At 32.7% G+C, this 16142-nt stretch carries 18 protein-coding genes and 1 other annotated feature; of the genes, 12 read left to right on the top strand and 6 right to left on the bottom strand.

Going from position 1 to position 16142, the window contains the following annotated elements; all coding sequences use genetic code 11:
• The first annotated feature begins 110 nt into the window (after positions 1 to 110).
• The 3 genes from mscL to H8707_RS06660 all read left to right on the top strand — a co-directional run bounded on the left by mscL (position 111) and on the right by H8707_RS06660 (position 2434).
• Positions 111 to 506: a large conductance mechanosensitive channel protein MscL gene (gene mscL, locus H8707_RS06650; RefSeq protein WP_262429348.1), complete on the top strand. Its 396-nt coding sequence runs from the start codon at positions 111 to 113 to the stop codon at positions 504 to 506.
• A 76-nt stretch (positions 507 to 582) separates the two neighbouring features.
• A complete protein-coding gene (locus H8707_RS06655; RefSeq protein WP_262429349.1) occupies positions 583 to 1800 on the top strand; it encodes a patatin-like phospholipase family protein in 1218 nt (405 codons plus the stop codon).
• A gap of 22 nt (positions 1801 to 1822) precedes the next feature.
• Positions 1823 to 2434 (top strand): NUDIX hydrolase, encoded by a 612-nt coding sequence (locus H8707_RS06660; protein ID WP_262429350.1) that lies wholly within the window; start codon positions 1823 to 1825, stop codon positions 2432 to 2434.
• A 66-nt stretch (positions 2435 to 2500) separates the two neighbouring features.
• On the opposite strand, the gene H8707_RS06665 is transcribed toward H8707_RS06660, so the two are convergent.
• On the bottom strand, positions 2501 to 3292 hold the full coding sequence (locus H8707_RS06665) for a CAP domain-containing protein (protein WP_262429351.1): 792 nt from the start codon (positions 3290 to 3292) through the stop codon (positions 2501 to 2503).
• A gap of 273 nt (positions 3293 to 3565) precedes the next feature.
• On the opposite strand from H8707_RS06665, the gene H8707_RS06670 reads away from it, so the two are divergent.
• Genes H8707_RS06670 through H8707_RS06680 form a run of 3 tightly spaced genes read left to right on the top strand, consistent with a single transcriptional unit; the run spans position 3566 to position 5540 of the window.
• Positions 3566 to 4147, top strand: coding sequence for a nucleotidyltransferase family protein (locus H8707_RS06670; protein WP_262429352.1), 582 nt, complete (start codon positions 3566 to 3568; stop codon positions 4145 to 4147).
• A gap of 31 nt (positions 4148 to 4178) precedes the next feature.
• The gene (gene pgeF / locus H8707_RS06675; RefSeq protein ID WP_262429353.1) at positions 4179 to 4952 is read left to right on the top strand and encodes a peptidoglycan editing factor PgeF; all 774 of its coding nucleotides are present in this window, start codon (positions 4179 to 4181) and stop codon (positions 4950 to 4952) included.
• A gap of 45 nt (positions 4953 to 4997) precedes the next feature.
• The gene (locus H8707_RS06680; protein ID WP_262429354.1) at positions 4998 to 5540 is read left to right on the top strand and encodes a hypothetical protein; all 543 of its coding nucleotides are present in this window, start codon (positions 4998 to 5000) and stop codon (positions 5538 to 5540) included.
• A gap of 215 nt (positions 5541 to 5755) precedes the next feature.
• Here H8707_RS06680 and H8707_RS06685 read toward each other — a convergent pair whose 3' ends face one another.
• Positions 5756 to 7150 (bottom strand): radical SAM protein, encoded by a 1395-nt coding sequence (locus tag H8707_RS06685; RefSeq protein ID WP_262429355.1) that lies wholly within the window; start codon positions 7148 to 7150, stop codon positions 5756 to 5758.
• 420 nt (positions 7151 to 7570) lie between these two features.
• On the opposite strand from H8707_RS06685, the gene H8707_RS06690 reads away from it, so the two are divergent.
• The 4 genes from H8707_RS06690 to H8707_RS06705 all read left to right on the top strand — a co-directional run bounded on the left by H8707_RS06690 (position 7571) and on the right by H8707_RS06705 (position 10471).
• Positions 7571 to 8131, top strand: coding sequence for a GNAT family N-acetyltransferase (locus H8707_RS06690; RefSeq protein ID WP_262429356.1), 561 nt, complete (start codon positions 7571 to 7573; stop codon positions 8129 to 8131).
• Positions 8115 to 9299, top strand: coding sequence for a MalY/PatB family protein (locus tag H8707_RS06695; RefSeq protein ID WP_262429357.1), 1185 nt, complete (start codon positions 8115 to 8117; stop codon positions 9297 to 9299). Before H8707_RS06690 ends, H8707_RS06695 begins: the two co-directional genes overlap by 17 nt.
• Before the next feature lie 74 nt (positions 9300 to 9373).
• The gene (locus H8707_RS06700; protein ID WP_262429358.1) at positions 9374 to 9589 is read left to right on the top strand and encodes a YdbC family protein; all 216 of its coding nucleotides are present in this window, start codon (positions 9374 to 9376) and stop codon (positions 9587 to 9589) included.
• Positions 9590 to 9634: 45 nt separating this feature from the next.
• Positions 9635 to 10471 carry a deoxyribonuclease IV gene (locus H8707_RS06705; RefSeq protein WP_262429359.1) on the top strand — a complete coding sequence of 279 codons (837 nt, stop codon included), beginning with the start codon at positions 9635 to 9637 and terminating at the stop codon, positions 10469 to 10471.
• Positions 10472 to 10507: 36 nt separating this feature from the next.
• Here the strand turns inward: H8707_RS06705 and H8707_RS15165 are convergent, their stop codons facing one another.
• The 4 genes from H8707_RS15165 to H8707_RS06725 all read right to left on the bottom strand — a co-directional run bounded on the left by H8707_RS15165 (position 10508) and on the right by H8707_RS06725 (position 14262).
• A complete protein-coding gene (locus H8707_RS15165; RefSeq protein ID WP_316699611.1) occupies positions 10508 to 10795 on the bottom strand; it encodes a CC/Se motif family (seleno)protein in 288 nt (95 codons plus the stop codon).
• A gap of 13 nt (positions 10796 to 10808) precedes the next feature.
• A complete protein-coding gene (locus H8707_RS06715) occupies positions 10809 to 12191 on the bottom strand; it encodes an L-cystine transporter (RefSeq protein WP_262429361.1) in 1383 nt (460 codons plus the stop codon).
• 166 nt (positions 12192 to 12357) lie between these two features.
• Positions 12358 to 13584 (bottom strand): tyrosine--tRNA ligase, encoded by a 1227-nt coding sequence (gene tyrS, locus H8707_RS06720; protein ID WP_262429362.1) that lies wholly within the window; start codon positions 13582 to 13584, stop codon positions 12358 to 12360.
• Positions 13585 to 13636: 52 nt separating this feature from the next.
• Positions 13637 to 13829, bottom strand: a binding site (T-box leader).
• A 58-nt stretch (positions 13830 to 13887) separates the two neighbouring features.
• Positions 13888 to 14262: a class II SORL domain-containing protein gene (locus H8707_RS06725; RefSeq protein WP_262429363.1), complete on the bottom strand. Its 375-nt coding sequence runs from the start codon at positions 14260 to 14262 to the stop codon at positions 13888 to 13890.
• Positions 14263 to 14405: 143 nt separating this feature from the next.
• On the opposite strand from H8707_RS06725, the gene H8707_RS06730 reads away from it, so the two are divergent.
• Together H8707_RS06730 and H8707_RS06735 are read left to right on the top strand one after the other, a co-directional pair.
• Positions 14406 to 15545: a THUMP domain-containing class I SAM-dependent RNA methyltransferase gene (locus tag H8707_RS06730; RefSeq protein ID WP_262429364.1), complete on the top strand. Its 1140-nt coding sequence runs from the start codon at positions 14406 to 14408 to the stop codon at positions 15543 to 15545.
• A 13-nt stretch (positions 15546 to 15558) separates the two neighbouring features.
• Positions 15559 to 16083 carry a cob(I)yrinic acid a,c-diamide adenosyltransferase gene (locus H8707_RS06735; protein WP_262429365.1) on the top strand — a complete coding sequence of 175 codons (525 nt, stop codon included), beginning with the start codon at positions 15559 to 15561 and terminating at the stop codon, positions 16081 to 16083.
• Positions 16084 to 16142: the final 59 nt, after the last annotated feature.

Genomic DNA, 16142 nt, shown 5'->3' on the forward strand with positions numbered 1-16142 from the left:
TCTATAAATGTAAAGAAGGGATCACTTATAAAGATTATAACACAGAATCTTCAAAATGAATTAATAAAATATTATTGGGTATAAATGGCCAAAAGGAGGAGGTTAAAATTATGCTCAAAGAATTTAAAGAGTTTGCTATGAAGGGCAGTGTGGTAGATTTAGCAGTAGGTGTCGTTATAGGGGGTGCCTTCGGCAAAATAGTAACATCATTGGTAGATGATATTATAATGCCGCTTGTTGGACTATTATTGGGTGGAGTTGATTATTCCAAATGGACTTTATCATTAGGAGATGCCACCATAAACTACGGTCTATTTATTGGTTCTGTATTGGATTTTTTAATTATATCTTTTTCTATCTTTTTTATAATTAGGCAGTTAAATAAATTTAAAAAGAAAGAAGTTGTAGAAGAAACAAAACCAACTACAAAAACATGCAATTATTGCAAAACAGAAATACCTATAGATGCTGTCAAATGTCCGCATTGTACATCAAGCTTAGAGTAATAAAAATATAATCATTAAGAATTAGTTTTTCTTTAATGGTTATATTAAAATATAATAAACTTTAGAGGTGTTGCAAATGTACGGACTTGTATTAGAAGGCGGCGGAGCAAAAGGCTCATATCATGTTGGTGCTTACAAGGCTATCCTTGAGGAAGGGTTAAAAATAGGTGCTATAGCGGGGACTTCTATAGGGGCTCTAAATGGAGCGATGATAGCTCAAGGAGATTTTGAAAAATGTCGTGAACTTTGGGAAGATGTCAGCTATTCAATGGTTATAGATGCAAATGATGATGAGCTAATAAGGTTAAAAAACTTAAAGTTGGATAAAGAAGATTTAATTTTATTAACTGAAAAATTGAAATCCCTGATATCCGATAGAGGGTTTGATATTACCCCGTTTAAAAACCTTCTCAATGATTATATAGATGAGGAGAAGATTAGAGCTTCAAATATGGATTTTGGGTTAGTAACCATAAATCTTACCGATTTAAAGCCTATAGAAATTTTTATAGATGACATCCCAAAGGGGGAACTTAAAAACTATCTATTGGCATCGGCTTATTTGCCTGCTTTTAAAAAAGAAAGGCTTGGAGGAAAAAGATATTTGGATGGTGGATTTTATGATAATTTACCATTTAAGCTGCTTGAATCAAAAGGATATAAGGATTTAATCATAGTTAGAACTCATGCAAGGGGTTTTACCAGAAGATTAAGCTCATATGATTTAAATGCAATTATTATTTCTCCTTCTGATGATATCGGTTCAACTTATGAGTTTGAAAGCGAAAAGGCAAAAAGCAATATAGAATTAGGTTATTTTGACGGACTTAAAGCTATAAGAGGATTAAAAGGTTTTAGATATTATATTGATACTGACAAAGACGAGAATTATTTTTTGGGGAAATTATTTGCCATAGACAATGAACAAATAAGAAGAATCCGAACCCAAATAAAGACGCCGGATTTGCCGGATAAAAGGGTATTTTTTGAATATATTATACCCAAATTAGCCTCTGCTATGGGTTTGGCTAAAGATTTTAGTTATGAAGATTTTATTATCGCTCTTATGGAAAAAAGAGCTGAAGCTTGTCATATTGAAAGATTTAAAATCTACAAATATGATGAGTTATTGGATTTAATTAAATGCCATCCTATTGTTAAAGAAGAGGGAAGCGAAGAAAACGAAGGTACTATACTAGAAAATATCATAGAAAAAGTTGATATATCCAGTATGTTTAATAAAAAGGAATTAATCTTGGAAATTGCAGGTATAATTATGTGCGATGAATACTAATATTTGGTAGGGGGGAAAATAATTGGATATAAATATGTTAATCGATAAGGTAAAATCAAGATCACCTCAACCAATAGATATTGATAAAAAATATGCCATTTTAATTCCACTAATTAAGGTAAATGACGAGTGGGAATTGTTATATGAGCTAAGAGCAAAAAGCCTTGAGTCCCAGCCGGGAGAAATATCCTTCCCGGGCGGTAAGGTGGAGCTAGATGAAGCCTTTATGGATGCAGCTATAAGGGAGACAATAGAAGAATTAAAAATATGTAGGGAAAATATAGATTATATAGGAGAATTGGATTATCTTATTTCCTATTCCAATATAACTATCCATTGTTTTTTGGCCATAATTAGCGGAATAATAGTGGATGAAATTCAACCAAATCACGATGAAGTAGACCATATATTCACAGTACCTGTAAATTTCTTTTTAGAGAATGAACCGGACAAGTATTATCTCGATTTAGTAACTGTGGACAATGATGAATTCCCATATAATTTGATACCCGATGGAAGAAAGTATAAATGGAGAAGAGGAGTAAATTCAGTTTTATTCTATAAGTATAAAGAATATATAATATGGGGCTATACGGCCAAAATGACTAAACAATTAATAGATATAATAAAGTGAATATAATTTGATTTAATAAAAAATAGTTAGGGCTTAAGAACCCTAACTATTTTAAAAATGTGTCTATTAATTTGTAAACATTTGTGTCCAATAAGTAGTACTGCCTGCTTTATATGCGCCTACACCAATTTTATTGAAGCTTGGGTTAAGAATATTTGCTCTGTGTCCTGATGAGTTCATCCATCCATTAACTACTGACTGAGCTGATAAATACCCTTTAGCTATATTTTCTCCTGCTGTGGAGTATTTGATTCCAAATTGTTTCATCATATCAAATGGACTTCCATAAGTAGGTGAAGTATGATTGAAATAATTGTTTTTAGCCATATCTTCAGATTTTGCTCTTGCTACTCTTGAAAGCTCACTACTTGCTGTGAAAGCTTTTAATCCTGCTTTTTCTCTTTCAATATTCACCAATCTAACAACTTCTTGTTCTTCAGCTGACAAATTGGCTGCCGGAGCTGTGGGAGTCGTAGGTTCTGCTGGCTTTGTAGGTTCTGTTGGCTTTGTGGGCTCAACCGGTTTTGTAGGTTCAGCAGGTGTTGTTGGTTCTTCCGGTTTAGTAGGGACTTCAGGATTATTTGGAGTAGTAGGTCTACTAGGTATTACAGTATTGCCCCAGTTACAATTATAGTTTGGAATGGTCACTACATTTTTATATATGTTAGTGTAATTTTTATTTGGGTTATAAGTATTTTTTGAACCATTATATAAATCATTTAGTGAATATACGTATGAATTTTTGCTAATATTAATTTTATTTGGGCTAATGTTACCGAAGAAACTTTCGGCATAACTAACCTGTGATGCAAATAATACTGCTACTAATAGTGAACAAAACAATCTTTTACTTTTCATTCTAAATTCCTCCTTAAAAGTTAAATTAAAAGTAACAACCAACAACTTGTAACTAATTTGTAACTTTTTTAAGTATAACACTGGCCATTCTTAAATTAAACCCACAATAGTTGGACATGCTTCATAATATTTCCTTTAAGTAAAAGATGTAGACGTTTACAAAAAAATATAATTATTATAATATATACTTATACATGATATTGGTATTTCAAAGTAGGCGATAATGCTTATAACTCAATAAATTTTATAAGTATATCTAGTTAGGAGTATAAAATGATAACAGGAATAGTGATGGCGTCAGGATTTTCCAATAGAATGGGAAAAGATAAATTACTAATCGAAATAAATGGTAAGAAGATTATCGAATGGGTTCTTGAAGCGGTAAAGGCTTCCAATTTGAATGAAATAATTCTAATATACAGAACAAAAGAAATCAAACGAATTGCAGATTCATACGGAATAAAAACTGTTTATAATCCAAACGCTCATTTAGGGCAATCACAAAGCGTAATATTGGGTGTAGAAAACAGCAAGAGTGATACATATATGTTTTTCGTATGTGATCAGCCGTTTATAAGTTCTGAATTGATCAATAATTTAATTGAAGAATATAATGAAAGTCCTTCAAAGATAGTCATTCCTTATTACCAAGGCAAAATTAATATGCCTATAATATTTCCTCCGGATTTTAAAGAGGATTTACTTAAAGTAGAAGGAGATAAAGGCGGAAGAGAGATAATTCATAAAAATCCTACCAGAATTAAAAAAGTAGAAGTACAAGATGAGATTTTATTAAAAGATATAGATACAATAGAAGATAGTGAAGAGATAAGAGTGAAGAATTGCCTGGGCTGAGCTATGGAGATTAAACAAATATGGAGGTATTATGGATTATAAAATATTAACATATAAAAATAAGCGTTATATAACTGTTCCTAAGATTGAAGACTTGGGCTTAAGACATGTATTTACTACTATAGATATGGATGTAGGAATGAAAACCAATAAATCAATAGAAGATATTAAAAACAATATAAGTCTAGTATATAAATTATTAGAGATTAGACCAGAGATTCTATATAATGGATATCAATCACATACTAAGAATATAGAAATCATTAAAGATACATATCAAGGTAAAGAGAGCCCTTTCGGAAGGTATTTCCCAAATACCGATGGGCTGATAACAGATAAGAAGGATATAGCACTTATTACAAGATTTGCCGATTGTACTCCGATTTTATTATATGATCATTTCAAAAATGTTCAAGCCAATATTCATTCCGGTTGGAGGGGGACATTGCAGAAAATAGGCGCAAATGGCATTGATTTAATGAAAAATGAGTATAATTGTGATCCCAAAGATATATTAGTAGTTCTAGGTCCTTCTATTGAAAAGGATGATTTTGAAGTCGATTTAGATGTAAAGGAATTATTTGAGGATAAATTCAATTATAAGGACATTATATTTAAAAAAGAAAATGCAAAATTTCTGATTGATTTAAAGACTATAAATAAAAGAACATTAATTGAAAAAGGCATTAAAGAGGAAAATATTATAGATATAAACTTATCAACATTTTCAAATTCCGCCTTACTTCACTCATATAGGCGAGATAAAGAAAAATATGGACTTATGGGACTTATAACCTGCTTATAATGCTTTGTAGAATAAATCAACATTAAATAATTGGAGGTGTTAGTTATGATTAGAGACATAGATAAAATAGGAAAAGCTAAAGAAATAATTCAAAAGTTGGCAAATGGCATAGATCCTACCACCGGTGGAGAAGTTGGGGATGATCATATACTAAGCGACCCTAGGATAATCAGGATGTTTTTCTTTGTGTCAGAAGTATTGGATAATGTAATCAGAGGGGATTACTCTAAGGACACAAAAATAACAGAATTTGCTATTACCCCGGAACAAAAGGAGGATGTAGTATTTACAGATGGAGATATTGGAGTAAATGAAATAGCAAAATGTATCAATAAATCAATAAATCCATTGGTCAGCAGGAAGGTATCAGGTATGTTAATCAATAAGGGGTTAAAAAGAATGGGAATATTAACTGAAACGGAAACTTATGATGGTAAAAAAAGAACCACAATTAATGATATCTCACAGGATTATGGATTTACTGAAATTAAAAGAAATTTTGACGGAAGAGAGTATATGCAGGTAGTCGCAAATGATATGGGTAAAAAATTTGTATTGGATAATATAGAGGAAATTATGGATAATTAGCGTTGGGAAAACGGGTCACAATGCACAATTGTTAGAGCTATCTTTTTATATGACTTAAAAAGACCCCAAGGTGTCTCTTTATCATTAGATAAAGAGATTTATTTAATTGTAATTTAATGGAATATAATGATTCTATAGGCAGACAATCATATTGGAACTTGTCTGCCCTTTTTTACAACAGAAATCATCTGAGAATCACGATAAACATATATTTGTTAACTATTTATTTTTTCAGCTTGTTCTTCTAATATCTCATCCCATAATTCATCGGCTTTTTCATTCCACTGCTCAGCATATGGTTTAGTTTTAGCCGCTAAATCCTCTGCACTTTCCGGAGAATTCAGATAAGTAGATTTTGCTCCGCTTTTCTTGACCATATCAACGATAATATCAGGATTTTCGAGCATTGGACATGGCATAAAATGATTCTCGTTGAAAGGCATCTTTTCCTTGTATTCCATAAACAGTGGCTGTTTGAGAGCCTTTAGCAGACTCACATCCCTAATGTTTGCCCCGGAAAAGTGTATAAATACACAGGGTTCTACATCGCCATTTGAGTTAATGTGTAAATAATTTTTACCTCCTGCGATACAGCCCTTTGTAGCTCGACCATCATTTTGGAAATCCATCAAGAATATAGGCTTTCCACCCTCTAAAGCTCTTGTCTTTCTTATTTGTCTATATACATATTCTCTTTCTTCAGCATTTGGTAGCAGCTCAACGGATGCATCATTTCCAACTGGCATATAGTGGAAGTACCATGAAAATTTTGCACCTTTTGAAATTAACAAGTCATAAAATTCATCTGAAGTTACATCTTTATAGTTCTTGCTTGTATAACATATTGATGTACCGAATAATAATCCATGTTCTTTAAGTAAATCCATAGAATCCATTACTTTGTCAAAAGTACCCTCGCCTCTTCTACTGTCATTTGAATTTTTAAAGCCCTCAACACTTATTGCAAAAGACAAATTACCGACTCTTTGCATATCTTCACAGAATTTTTCATCAACTAATGTTCCGTTTGTAAAAGCATGGAATGCACAATCATTATGCTTTTCACAAAGCTTTATAATGTCGTGTTTTCTTACCAGAGGTTCTCCGCCCGTGAATATATAGAAGTGAGTACCTAACTCTTTTCCTTGATTAATTATATCATCCATTTCTTCAAAGGTAAGATTTTTTACTTTATCATATTCTGTTGCCCAGCACCCTGTACAATGAAGATTACAAGCAGATGTTGGATCCATTAGGATTGCCCAAGGCACATTACAATTATGCTTTTCTCTCATTTTGTGAATCTTTTTAAGTCCATATAGAGATGATTCATAACCAAGATTTAATGCATGTGTCTTTAATACATGTGGATCTGTTTCTTTAAGAGTTGTTTCAAGAAATTGCATCCACTTTCCATCTTCATCTAATATAAGTTTTCTTGCTTCATTGTAATACCTCTCTTGAAATATATCACCCATAAAAGTCTGTGCCCAATCTACTAATTTAAGTAAGCGCTCTTTTTGGTCATGATTTTCATCGTTAAGATACTTTAGAAGGAAATCTATAGTCTTTTCGAATAGTTTTCTTCCTGCAGTGTAAGTTAAATCCATATATATTCTCCTTTCTTTAACAATAAAATTAAATTTATAATTTAGATTTAACATAATAAACTAATTAAAAATAATAGTTATTATATCTTACCTCAATTTTATTATATTATAATAATTTATATATTCTATTAGACAATATATTTTTTTGTCCTATTTTTTGACAATTCTAAAAAGAGTCAAAAAATAGGATAAATGTTTAGTTTGCTTGTTTTAAAAACCTATTGATCATATAATAAAATTAACAATATAATTTTTATTTTTTAATTTCTTAAGATAATCTAATTATGAAATTGCCATTTAAATAATTTGCTAATTCACATTAGTTATAAAAAGGTAATTGGCATTAAATATGCTATAATATAAAATATGTTAGCCAATCATATGCTTTAAATAAAAATATTAGGCTTTGGAGAGATCAATTTGTTAGACATTACGATAAGAAGACCAAAAACTGAAGATAAGGAAAAATTACATGAATTTTTCAAATTAGTAATAAATGACACTTTCATAAAAGAAGGGATTGAAAATGAAATCTATGACCTTGAAGAAGAAATTCAGACTAAGAATAAATATTTACAGTATGACCTTGAAAGTGGAGGAAAGCTTAGGTATTTTTTAATTGCAGAATATAAAGAGAATATTGTTGGGACCATAGAATACGGTAAATCAAGTGAGTTGATTGATAACTGCACTAATGGGGAGTTAAAGGATTTCTTTGAGGTAGGAACTATTTTCGTTAGACCTGATTACCAAAAACAAGGTATAAGTAATCTACTATTGAATGCCATTTATGGTGTCTTGATAGATAGAGATATAGAAGAATTTTGCTTGGACAGTGGTTATTCAAACTCTCAAAAAGTATGGACTAAGAAATTTGGAGAACCTAATTATTTTATTGAAAATTATTGGGGTGAAGGTATGCACCATATGATTTGGAGAATTAAATTAAAAGGAGGATGTATTAATGAAGTACAATTTTGATGAAATTATTGATAGAACTAAGACTGAATCCTCGAAGTGGGATCCGGCAACATTAAGGGAAATGTTTGGAGAAGAAGATGCATTGCCATTCTGGGTTGCAGACATGGATTTTAAGGTGGCTGAACCCATCATAGAAGCTCTAAGAAAACGTGTAGAACATGGAATATACGGATATAGTGTGAGGAGTGATTCCTATTACCAAGCTATTATAGATTGGACTAAAAGACACTTTGGTTGGGAGATTAAAAGAGAATGGATAGAATATACTCCGGGAATTGTTCCGGCAGTTAATTATTTAGTACAAGCCCTTTTAAGGCCGGGAGACAAAGTACTAATTCAGCAGCCGGTATACTATCCATTTAAAAAATCCGTTGAAAACAATGGATGCCATATAGTTGTTAATGAACTGAAATATAATGGTGATTTTTATGAAATAGATTTCGACGATTTTGAGGACAAAATTAAGGATCCAAAAGTAAAGATGTTTATATTATGCAGTCCCCATAATCCGGTATCAAGGGTTTGGACTGAAGAAGAATTAAGAAAGATGGGCGAAATTTGCTTAGCCAATGATGTAATCATAATCTCAGATGAAATCCACAATGATTTAGTATACTCCGGAAACAAACATATTATGTTTGGCTCTTTGGATGATGATTTGGCTAATATCTCTGTAACCTGCACGGCGCCAAGCAAGACATTTAATCTAGCTGGAATGCAAGCTTCAAATGTTATAATTCCAAACAGGAAAATGATGCTTAAGTATAGAGAACAACTAGAGCGCAATAATATTGGAAATCAAAATCCATTGAGTATAGTTGCAGTAGAAACTGCTTATAGAGAAGGAGAGGAATGGTTAGAACAATTACTTCAATATCTGGAAGGAAATATAGAGTTTATAAAGAAGTATTTAGCTGAAAATCTTCCAAAGGCTAAATTAGTCAGGCCTCAAGCAACATACCTTGGATGGATTGATTTAAGAGAATATGAAAGCGACGGCAAAAAATTGGAAGAGTTAGTAGCCAAAAAAGGCAAAGTGGGGTTTGACGGCGGTTCATGGTTTGGGCTAGGTGGAGATGGGTTTTTAAGGATTAACTATGCATGCCCAAGGGCATTGTTGGAAGAAGGACTTAAGAGATTGAGAAAAGCTATTGTATGTAAAGATTAGTTATACAGAAACAACAATCGTAATGAATAACTTAGCCGGATTTGCAAAGGATAAATTAGAAAAGGAGCTCAAATATGGCAGAAATAAAATATGAAATAGTAGAAAAAATTGCAGTATTGTCTGAAAGAGGAGATTGGACTAAGGAGTTAAACAAAGTAAGCTGGAACTTACGTGCAGCTAAATATGATATTAGAGATTGGAATCATGAAGAAGGAAAGGTCGGCAAAGGAACAACCCTTTCAGATGAAGAAGCAAAAACATTAAAGGAAGCTCTAGATAAAATTTTTTAGTATGATAATTAAACTTATTGAAATATAAAATTAACGGAGGGAAAAATGCTTACAATAGGTTGTCATTTGTCTACATCCAAAGGCTTTGAATCCATGGGAAAGGACGCGATACGTATAGGTGCGAATACATTTCAGTTTTTTACCAGAAATCCGAGGGGCAGCAAGGCTAAGGACATAGATCCGAAGGATGTGGAGGAATTGTTAAAAATAATGAGAGAAAATAATTTTGGAAAAATTGTTGCTCATGCCCCATATACGCTCAATCCATGTTCGGATAAGATTGAAACTAGGGAGTTTGCAAGGATGGTTATGGAGGATGATTTAAAAAGAATGGAATATTTACCTCATAACTATTATAATTTTCATCCCGGCAGTCATGTAGGGCAGGGTGTTGGTATTGGAATAAAGTATATAGTAAGTTTACTTAATGACATATTGAAAAAAGATCAGAGAACTATTGTTTTATTGGAAACCATGGCAGGTAAAGGTACTGAAATAGGACGTACATTTGAAGAATTGAAACAAATATTGGACGGAGTTAAACTTTCTGAGAAAATAGGGGTTTGTCTTGATACATGCCATATCTATGATGCAGGCTATGATATTGTAAATGATTTGGATGGAGTTTTAGATGAGTTTGATGGAATTATAGGTTTAGATAAACTATACGCAATACACATAAATGACAGTAAAAATCCATTTCATAGTCAAAAAGACAGACATGAAAAGCTTGGCAAAGGAAGTATAGGCTTGGACACAATTATAAAGCTAGTTAACCATCCTAAATTAAATAAACTCCCATTCAATTTAGAAACTCCCAATGATTTAGATGGTTATGCTGAAGAAATAAGGATTTTAAGGAATAGTGCAGAAGTTAGCTGATATGTAAATTAGGGGTGATTAACCACCCCTAAAAATTTAAAATAACATTCCTTCTACTATAAGTTTTTCATTCCACAGAATTTTCGAATATTTGACCTTCAATTCATCGTTTTTAGCTTGAACATCACATCTTACATATATTTCGATTCCATCAGAATCGTATTTATCGAAATCATCTAAAACTTCCTCAGGTTTTCCCATCCTAACTGATGGTTGAGGTTCGCCTACGCCTCAAGAAGAGCAACCTTCCAGCCAAAGTGTAATAGCATTACTTCCTTTGTTCTTAATAAATTTTACTGCTTTTTGATCCAATATTACTTTCATGTTATCCCTCCGTTTACTCTTCTATTTTTATATTAGAATTATAAACTTCCATGTTCAATTCACCCATCATCTTGCTGGATACAAGTCCTGCTACCATTGAATCGCTTACATTCACTAGTGTACGACCCATGTCAATAAGAGGTTCAATAGCTATCAATAATCCTGCCAACCCAACAGGCAATCCCATAGCAGACAAAACTGTTAACGCTGCAAATGTTGCTCCTCCACCCACACCTGCAATACCAAATGATGAAAATGCTGTTACAATTATTAGTTTAATTAAAAAGGCAGGAGCCATAGGGTTGATTCCAAGTGTTGGAGCTATCATGACCGCAAGCATTGCCGGATAAACTCCTGCACAGCCATTTTGACCAATACTTGTTCCGAGTGAAGCAGATAGATTTGCATGACCACTGGATACTCCGAGCTTTTCTATTTGCGTTTCAATATTGATTGGTAATGCGCCTGCTGACGATCTTGAAGTGAAAGCAAACATCAATGGTGTTGCCGCTTTTCTTACATAGGTGACTGGGTTCAATCCAAATATCACCAATATTATTAAGTGTATTACAAATACTATAGCCAATGCAACATAAGATGCTATAACAAATTTAATCAACCTCAATATTTCTGAAAAATTGCTTGTTGAAACCATAGTTGTCATAAGTGCCAATACTCCAAAAGGTGTAAGTCTCAAGATCATGGTCACAAGTCGCATTACTACATCATGAAGTGTCTGAATAAGTTTAGTAAAATTTTCTGCCGATTCAGGCTTGCTTTTTCTAATGCCTATGGTTGCCAATGAAATGGCCACTGCAAATACTACAACGGATAACGTAGAGGAGCTGCCTTGACCTGTCATGGAATAAAAAGGATTTGTTGGTATAATCTCTACAATTTGCTCTTGCATAGGTTTCGATTGATAATCTTCAAGTCTTGTTTCAAGGTTTGAACCGGCATTTTGTTCTGCTTCTCCAATTTGCATTCCTTCAGCAGATAAGTTGAATATGCTTGCAGTCCCGGCACCTACAAATGCTGCTATTGCCGTAGTAATCAATAGTATCGCTATTATCTGAGTTGCCATTTTGCCTAAGTTCTTAGAATTTTGATTTATGATTGCACTCGTAATGGAAACGAAGATTAGAGGTATGACTATCATTCTAAGTAGCCTAACATAACCTGTCCCTATAATTGCAAACCAACTATTGGACTGTTTTACAACAGCTGATGAAGCACCAAAAATTAATTGAAGCACTGCTCCAAATACTATACCCAATGCCATTGCCAATAATACCCTTACTGTAAATGAGACATTTCTTTTCTTTAAAAGAATCAATCCATATACAATGGCTAACATAATTATTACATTAATAATGACTTCTAATGTTGTATTCATAATATCCCTCCCTATTTATAAGTATACTAAAATAGTATGATTTAATATAAATAAAAATACTATATAATAATAGCACTTGCAAAATATTATATACCCAAATTATCCTTAAACATGTATACATTGAAAAAAATATACAGGTAAATTCATACCTGTATATTTTAGAACATTATTTGCATTTTACTTGATGATAGATTTTCTTGCCTTTTCTTATTAAAATCTTTCCTTCGTTAAAGTCATCTAAAGTAATTTTTTTGTCAGTTGTTTCAACCTTTATATCGTCAATAGTGATTCCGCCTTGTTCAATCAATCTACGACCTTCACTGTTGGTTTTGATGAGCCCTGTTTTTCTTAAAAGGTCGATGATGCCTATTCCATCATCAAATATAGATTTTTCTATTTCTGTTGTCGGAATAGATCCTTCTTCTGTACCACCGGCGAACAATGCTTTAGCTGCCTGTTGAGCTTTATTTGCTTCTTTTTCACCATGAATCAATTTTGTAACTTCAAAAGCTAAGACTTCTTTTGCCTTATTTATCTCTGCTCCCTCTAAAGCTCCGAGTCTTTTCACTTCATCCATAGGAAGGAAAGTTAAAAGACCTAAGAATTTTTCCACGTCTCTGTCATCTGTATTTCTTAAATATTGGTACATCTCATAAGGTGGAGTCTTATTTGGATCAAGCCAAATTGCACCTTTTTCAGTTTTTCCCATTTTAGTACCAGATGCTGTAGTCAACAATTTAAATGTCATTCCGTAAGAATTGCCCTTTTCCAATTTTCGGATAAGTTCATAGCCTCCTAGGATATTTGACCATTGATCGCTTCCGCCCAGCTGAGCTATACAATTGTAATTCCTGTATTGATATAGGAAGTCATAGGATTGCATCAACATATATCCAAATTCAAAAAAGGTTAAACCCTCTTCCATCCTATTTTTATAGCAATCAAATGTCAACATTCTGTTTACTGAAAAATGAACTCCTATTTCTCTCATGAATTTAACGAAGTTTAAATCTAAAAGCCAATCAGCATTATTTAAGATTAGCGCCTTTCCTTCACTAAAATCAAGGAAATGAGATAACTGTTCTTTAAACCTGCTTGCATTGTAATCAATCATCTCTTTTGTCATTACTTTTCTCATATCGGTTTTACCTGATGGGTCACCAATCATTGTAGTTCCGCCGCCCAGCAATGCAATGGGTTTGTGCCCGGCCCTTTGCATATGCATCATTACCATTATCTGAAGGAAATGTCCAAGTGTTAAACTGTCAGCAGTAGCATCAAAGCCTATATAAAAGGTTATGGACTCTTTACCCAAAAGTTCTCTAAACTCTTCTTCATGTGTTACTTGGTCTATAAAACCCCTTTCTTCTAAAACATCAAATACATTTCTCATAGTATCAACTCCTTTCAATTTGCAATTTCAATTTAAAAAGGGCTATTACTCGTCTAAGGACGAGAAATAACCCGTGGTACCACCTTAATTTGCATAAAGCCTTAAGTCACGTAACGTGTGATAATCGCCAAGTAAACTTGAAACTCAGAACTTGTAATTCGATAATTCTTATATTTAGACCTTTCACCCCAGTCTACTCTCTGTCAAAAATTAGCATTATCTACTGTAGTCTTCATAGTTTTTATATGGTTAATTTATTTTAGTATATAATCAAAAGAAAGTCAAATACCATTTTAAAGGATGTTATTCTACTTTCAACTCTACGCTATTTTCCCAGAGTCCGTGAATATTACAATAACTGGTCGCAATTATTGTACCGGATTTTGAAGCTTTAAATTTAGCTGATACAAAGGGCTGCGTATATATTTCGCTTTCACCATGAGCTTGGAAGGTATAGGAGCCGATTTCAACTGGGAATTTATTTCCATCTTGCAAGAAATATACCTTAATCCATGCTATGTAATGCTCTAATGTATTTGGGTGTGGGATTTCTTCACCGACTAATACTTTAATTTCAATATCTTCTCCGGCTTTAACATTTTCAGGAGCGTGGATAACAGGTACGTGTTTTTCGCCCTTCCAATCTCCGCTTTGATATAAAGAACCGATACTTTTCATTGACAATTCCTCCTTTTAAATAATATTATTTTTCATATTCTTTTATTTTCATACCCTATAAATATAATATTACTCAAGATTTTACACTAAAAACATTCACAATAGAGTATAATATAATTAGCAAATTAAGGAGTGAACGTACTATGGATAAAATTGAATTGATTGCAACCACCACATTTGGATTGGAAGCAATTGCTAAAAGAGAACTGCTGAATTTAGGATATAATGATTTGAAAGTTGAAAATGGAAAGATAGAATTTAAAGCCGCATTAAAGGATATACCGAGAACAAATATATGGATGAGAACCGCTGATAGAATATTACTGAAAATGGGTCAATTTAAAGCACTATCCTTTGAAGAGCTGTTTCAAAATACAAAAGTGCTTCCTTGGGAAGAGTGGATTCCTGAAGATGGCAATTTTGTTGTTGAAGGGAAAAGTATAGATTCTAAGCTCTTTAGCATTTCGGATTGTCAAAGAATAGTTGAAAAAGCAATAGTGGAAAAATTAAAAACTAAATATGATGTGGAATGGTTTAAAAAAACAGGAGACAAATATGTAATTGAAGTTTCGCTTCTTAAGGATATTGCAACATTAACCATAGATACATCAGGAGAGGGCCTTCATAAAAGAGGATACAGAAACAGAGCAGGGGATGCTCCTATTAAGGAAACTTTGGCTGCTGCAATGATTCTTTTAAGCTATTGGAATAAAGACAGAGTACTCCTTGATCCTTTCTGTGGATCCGGCACAATACCCATTGAGGCAGCAATGATAGGTAAAAATATAGCACCCGGACTGGATAGACATTTTGCATCAGAAGGTTGGAAGATAATTGACAGAGAATATTGGACTATAGCTAGGCAGGATGCATTTAATGCAATAGATAATAATGCAAAATTACAAATAATGGGTTGTGACATAGACAAAAGATCCATATTGCGGGCAAGGGACAATGCAGCTAATTTGGGTTTATCGGATGATATTACTTTTTTTATGAAGGATATGAGGGATGTGGATTTAAATGATGAATATGGGGTAATTATAACTAATCCACCTTATGGGGAAAGAGTAGGCGACAAAGAAGAAATTACAAAGCTATATGTTGATTTTGGGGAAAAGTTCAGAAAGTTGAAAACATGGTCTATATATGTAATAACTTCGGATAAGAGCTTTGAAAAAAAATATGGAATGAAGGCAGATAGGAAAAGAAAACTATATAACGGCAGAATAGAAGTGGACTATTATCAATATTACGGGCCGAAACCTACGAAAAATATTTAGAAGAGGTGAGAGAATGAATATTTATACAAAAACCGGGGATAAAGGCACTACATCATTATTCGATAATGTTAGAGTATCAAAGGATGATATAAGAGTTGAAAGCTATGGTACTGTGGATGAATTAGGTTCTTTTCTAGGGCTGGCTAAAAATTATGTAGAAGATGAAACTATATATAATCAAATCCAAGATATACAAAATAAATTATTTACTGTAGCTACGAATTTGGCCACTGAGGATGAAAATAAGGTGAAACACCATATATTAGATGAAGATATATCAAATCTGGAGAGCCTTATAGATTTATATATGGGTAAATTGAATAACCCTACAGGTTTTATTGTTCCAGGAAGTAGCAAAAAATCTTCATATTTGCATGTGGCAAGGACTGTTTGCAGAAGAGTTGAAAGAAGGATAATATCTCTATCCAATATTAGCTATGTGGATCCATTGGTATTAAAATATGTCAATAGACTTTCAGATACGCTATATGCTATGGCAAGGTATCTGGAGAATAATCAGATAGAAGTTAAATATTAAATTTTATGCTAAGTAATCTAATTTTTCTATAGTATTTTTTGGGATTATATTATACAATG

This window comes from Paratissierella segnis (assembly GCF_014385195.1).
GTDB lineage: Bacteria > Bacillota > Clostridia > Tissierellales > Tissierellaceae > Paratissierella > Paratissierella segnis.

What these genes read in the sequence shown, in the direction of transcription:
- tyrS (WP_262429362.1), bottom strand. Translation starts at nt 13,584, where the DNA reads ATGAGAAATGTATTTGATGTTTTAGAAGAAAGGGGTTTTATAGACCAA.
- H8707_RS06725 (WP_262429363.1), bottom strand. Translation starts at nt 14,262, where the DNA reads ATGAAAAGTATCGGTTCTTTATATCAAAGCGGAGATTGGAAGGGCGAA.
- pgeF (WP_262429353.1), top strand. Translation starts at nt 4,179, where the DNA reads ATGGATTATAAAATATTAACATATAAAAATAAGCGTTATATAACTGTT.
- H8707_RS06695 (WP_262429357.1), top strand. Translation starts at nt 8,115, where the DNA reads ATGAAGTACAATTTTGATGAAATTATTGATAGAACTAAGACTGAATCC.
- H8707_RS06735 (WP_262429365.1), top strand. Translation starts at nt 15,559, where the DNA reads ATGAATATTTATACAAAAACCGGGGATAAAGGCACTACATCATTATTC.
- H8707_RS06680 (WP_262429354.1), top strand. Translation starts at nt 4,998, where the DNA reads ATGATTAGAGACATAGATAAAATAGGAAAAGCTAAAGAAATAATTCAA.
- H8707_RS06715 (WP_262429361.1), bottom strand. Translation starts at nt 12,191, where the DNA reads ATGAATACAACATTAGAAGTCATTATTAATGTAATAATTATGTTAGCC.
- H8707_RS06685 (WP_262429355.1), bottom strand. Translation starts at nt 7,150, where the DNA reads ATGGATTTAACTTACACTGCAGGAAGAAAACTATTCGAAAAGACTATA.
- mscL (WP_262429348.1), top strand. Translation starts at nt 111, where the DNA reads ATGCTCAAAGAATTTAAAGAGTTTGCTATGAAGGGCAGTGTGGTAGAT.
- H8707_RS06700 (WP_262429358.1), top strand. Translation starts at nt 9,374, where the DNA reads ATGGCAGAAATAAAATATGAAATAGTAGAAAAAATTGCAGTATTGTCT.
- H8707_RS06705 (WP_262429359.1), top strand. Translation starts at nt 9,635, where the DNA reads ATGCTTACAATAGGTTGTCATTTGTCTACATCCAAAGGCTTTGAATCC.
- H8707_RS06730 (WP_262429364.1), top strand. Translation starts at nt 14,406, where the DNA reads ATGGATAAAATTGAATTGATTGCAACCACCACATTTGGATTGGAAGCA.
- H8707_RS06670 (WP_262429352.1), top strand. Translation starts at nt 3,566, where the DNA reads ATGATAACAGGAATAGTGATGGCGTCAGGATTTTCCAATAGAATGGGA.
- H8707_RS06655 (WP_262429349.1), top strand. Translation starts at nt 583, where the DNA reads ATGTACGGACTTGTATTAGAAGGCGGCGGAGCAAAAGGCTCATATCAT.
- H8707_RS06665 (WP_262429351.1), bottom strand. Translation starts at nt 3,292, where the DNA reads ATGAAAAGTAAAAGATTGTTTTGTTCACTATTAGTAGCAGTATTATTT.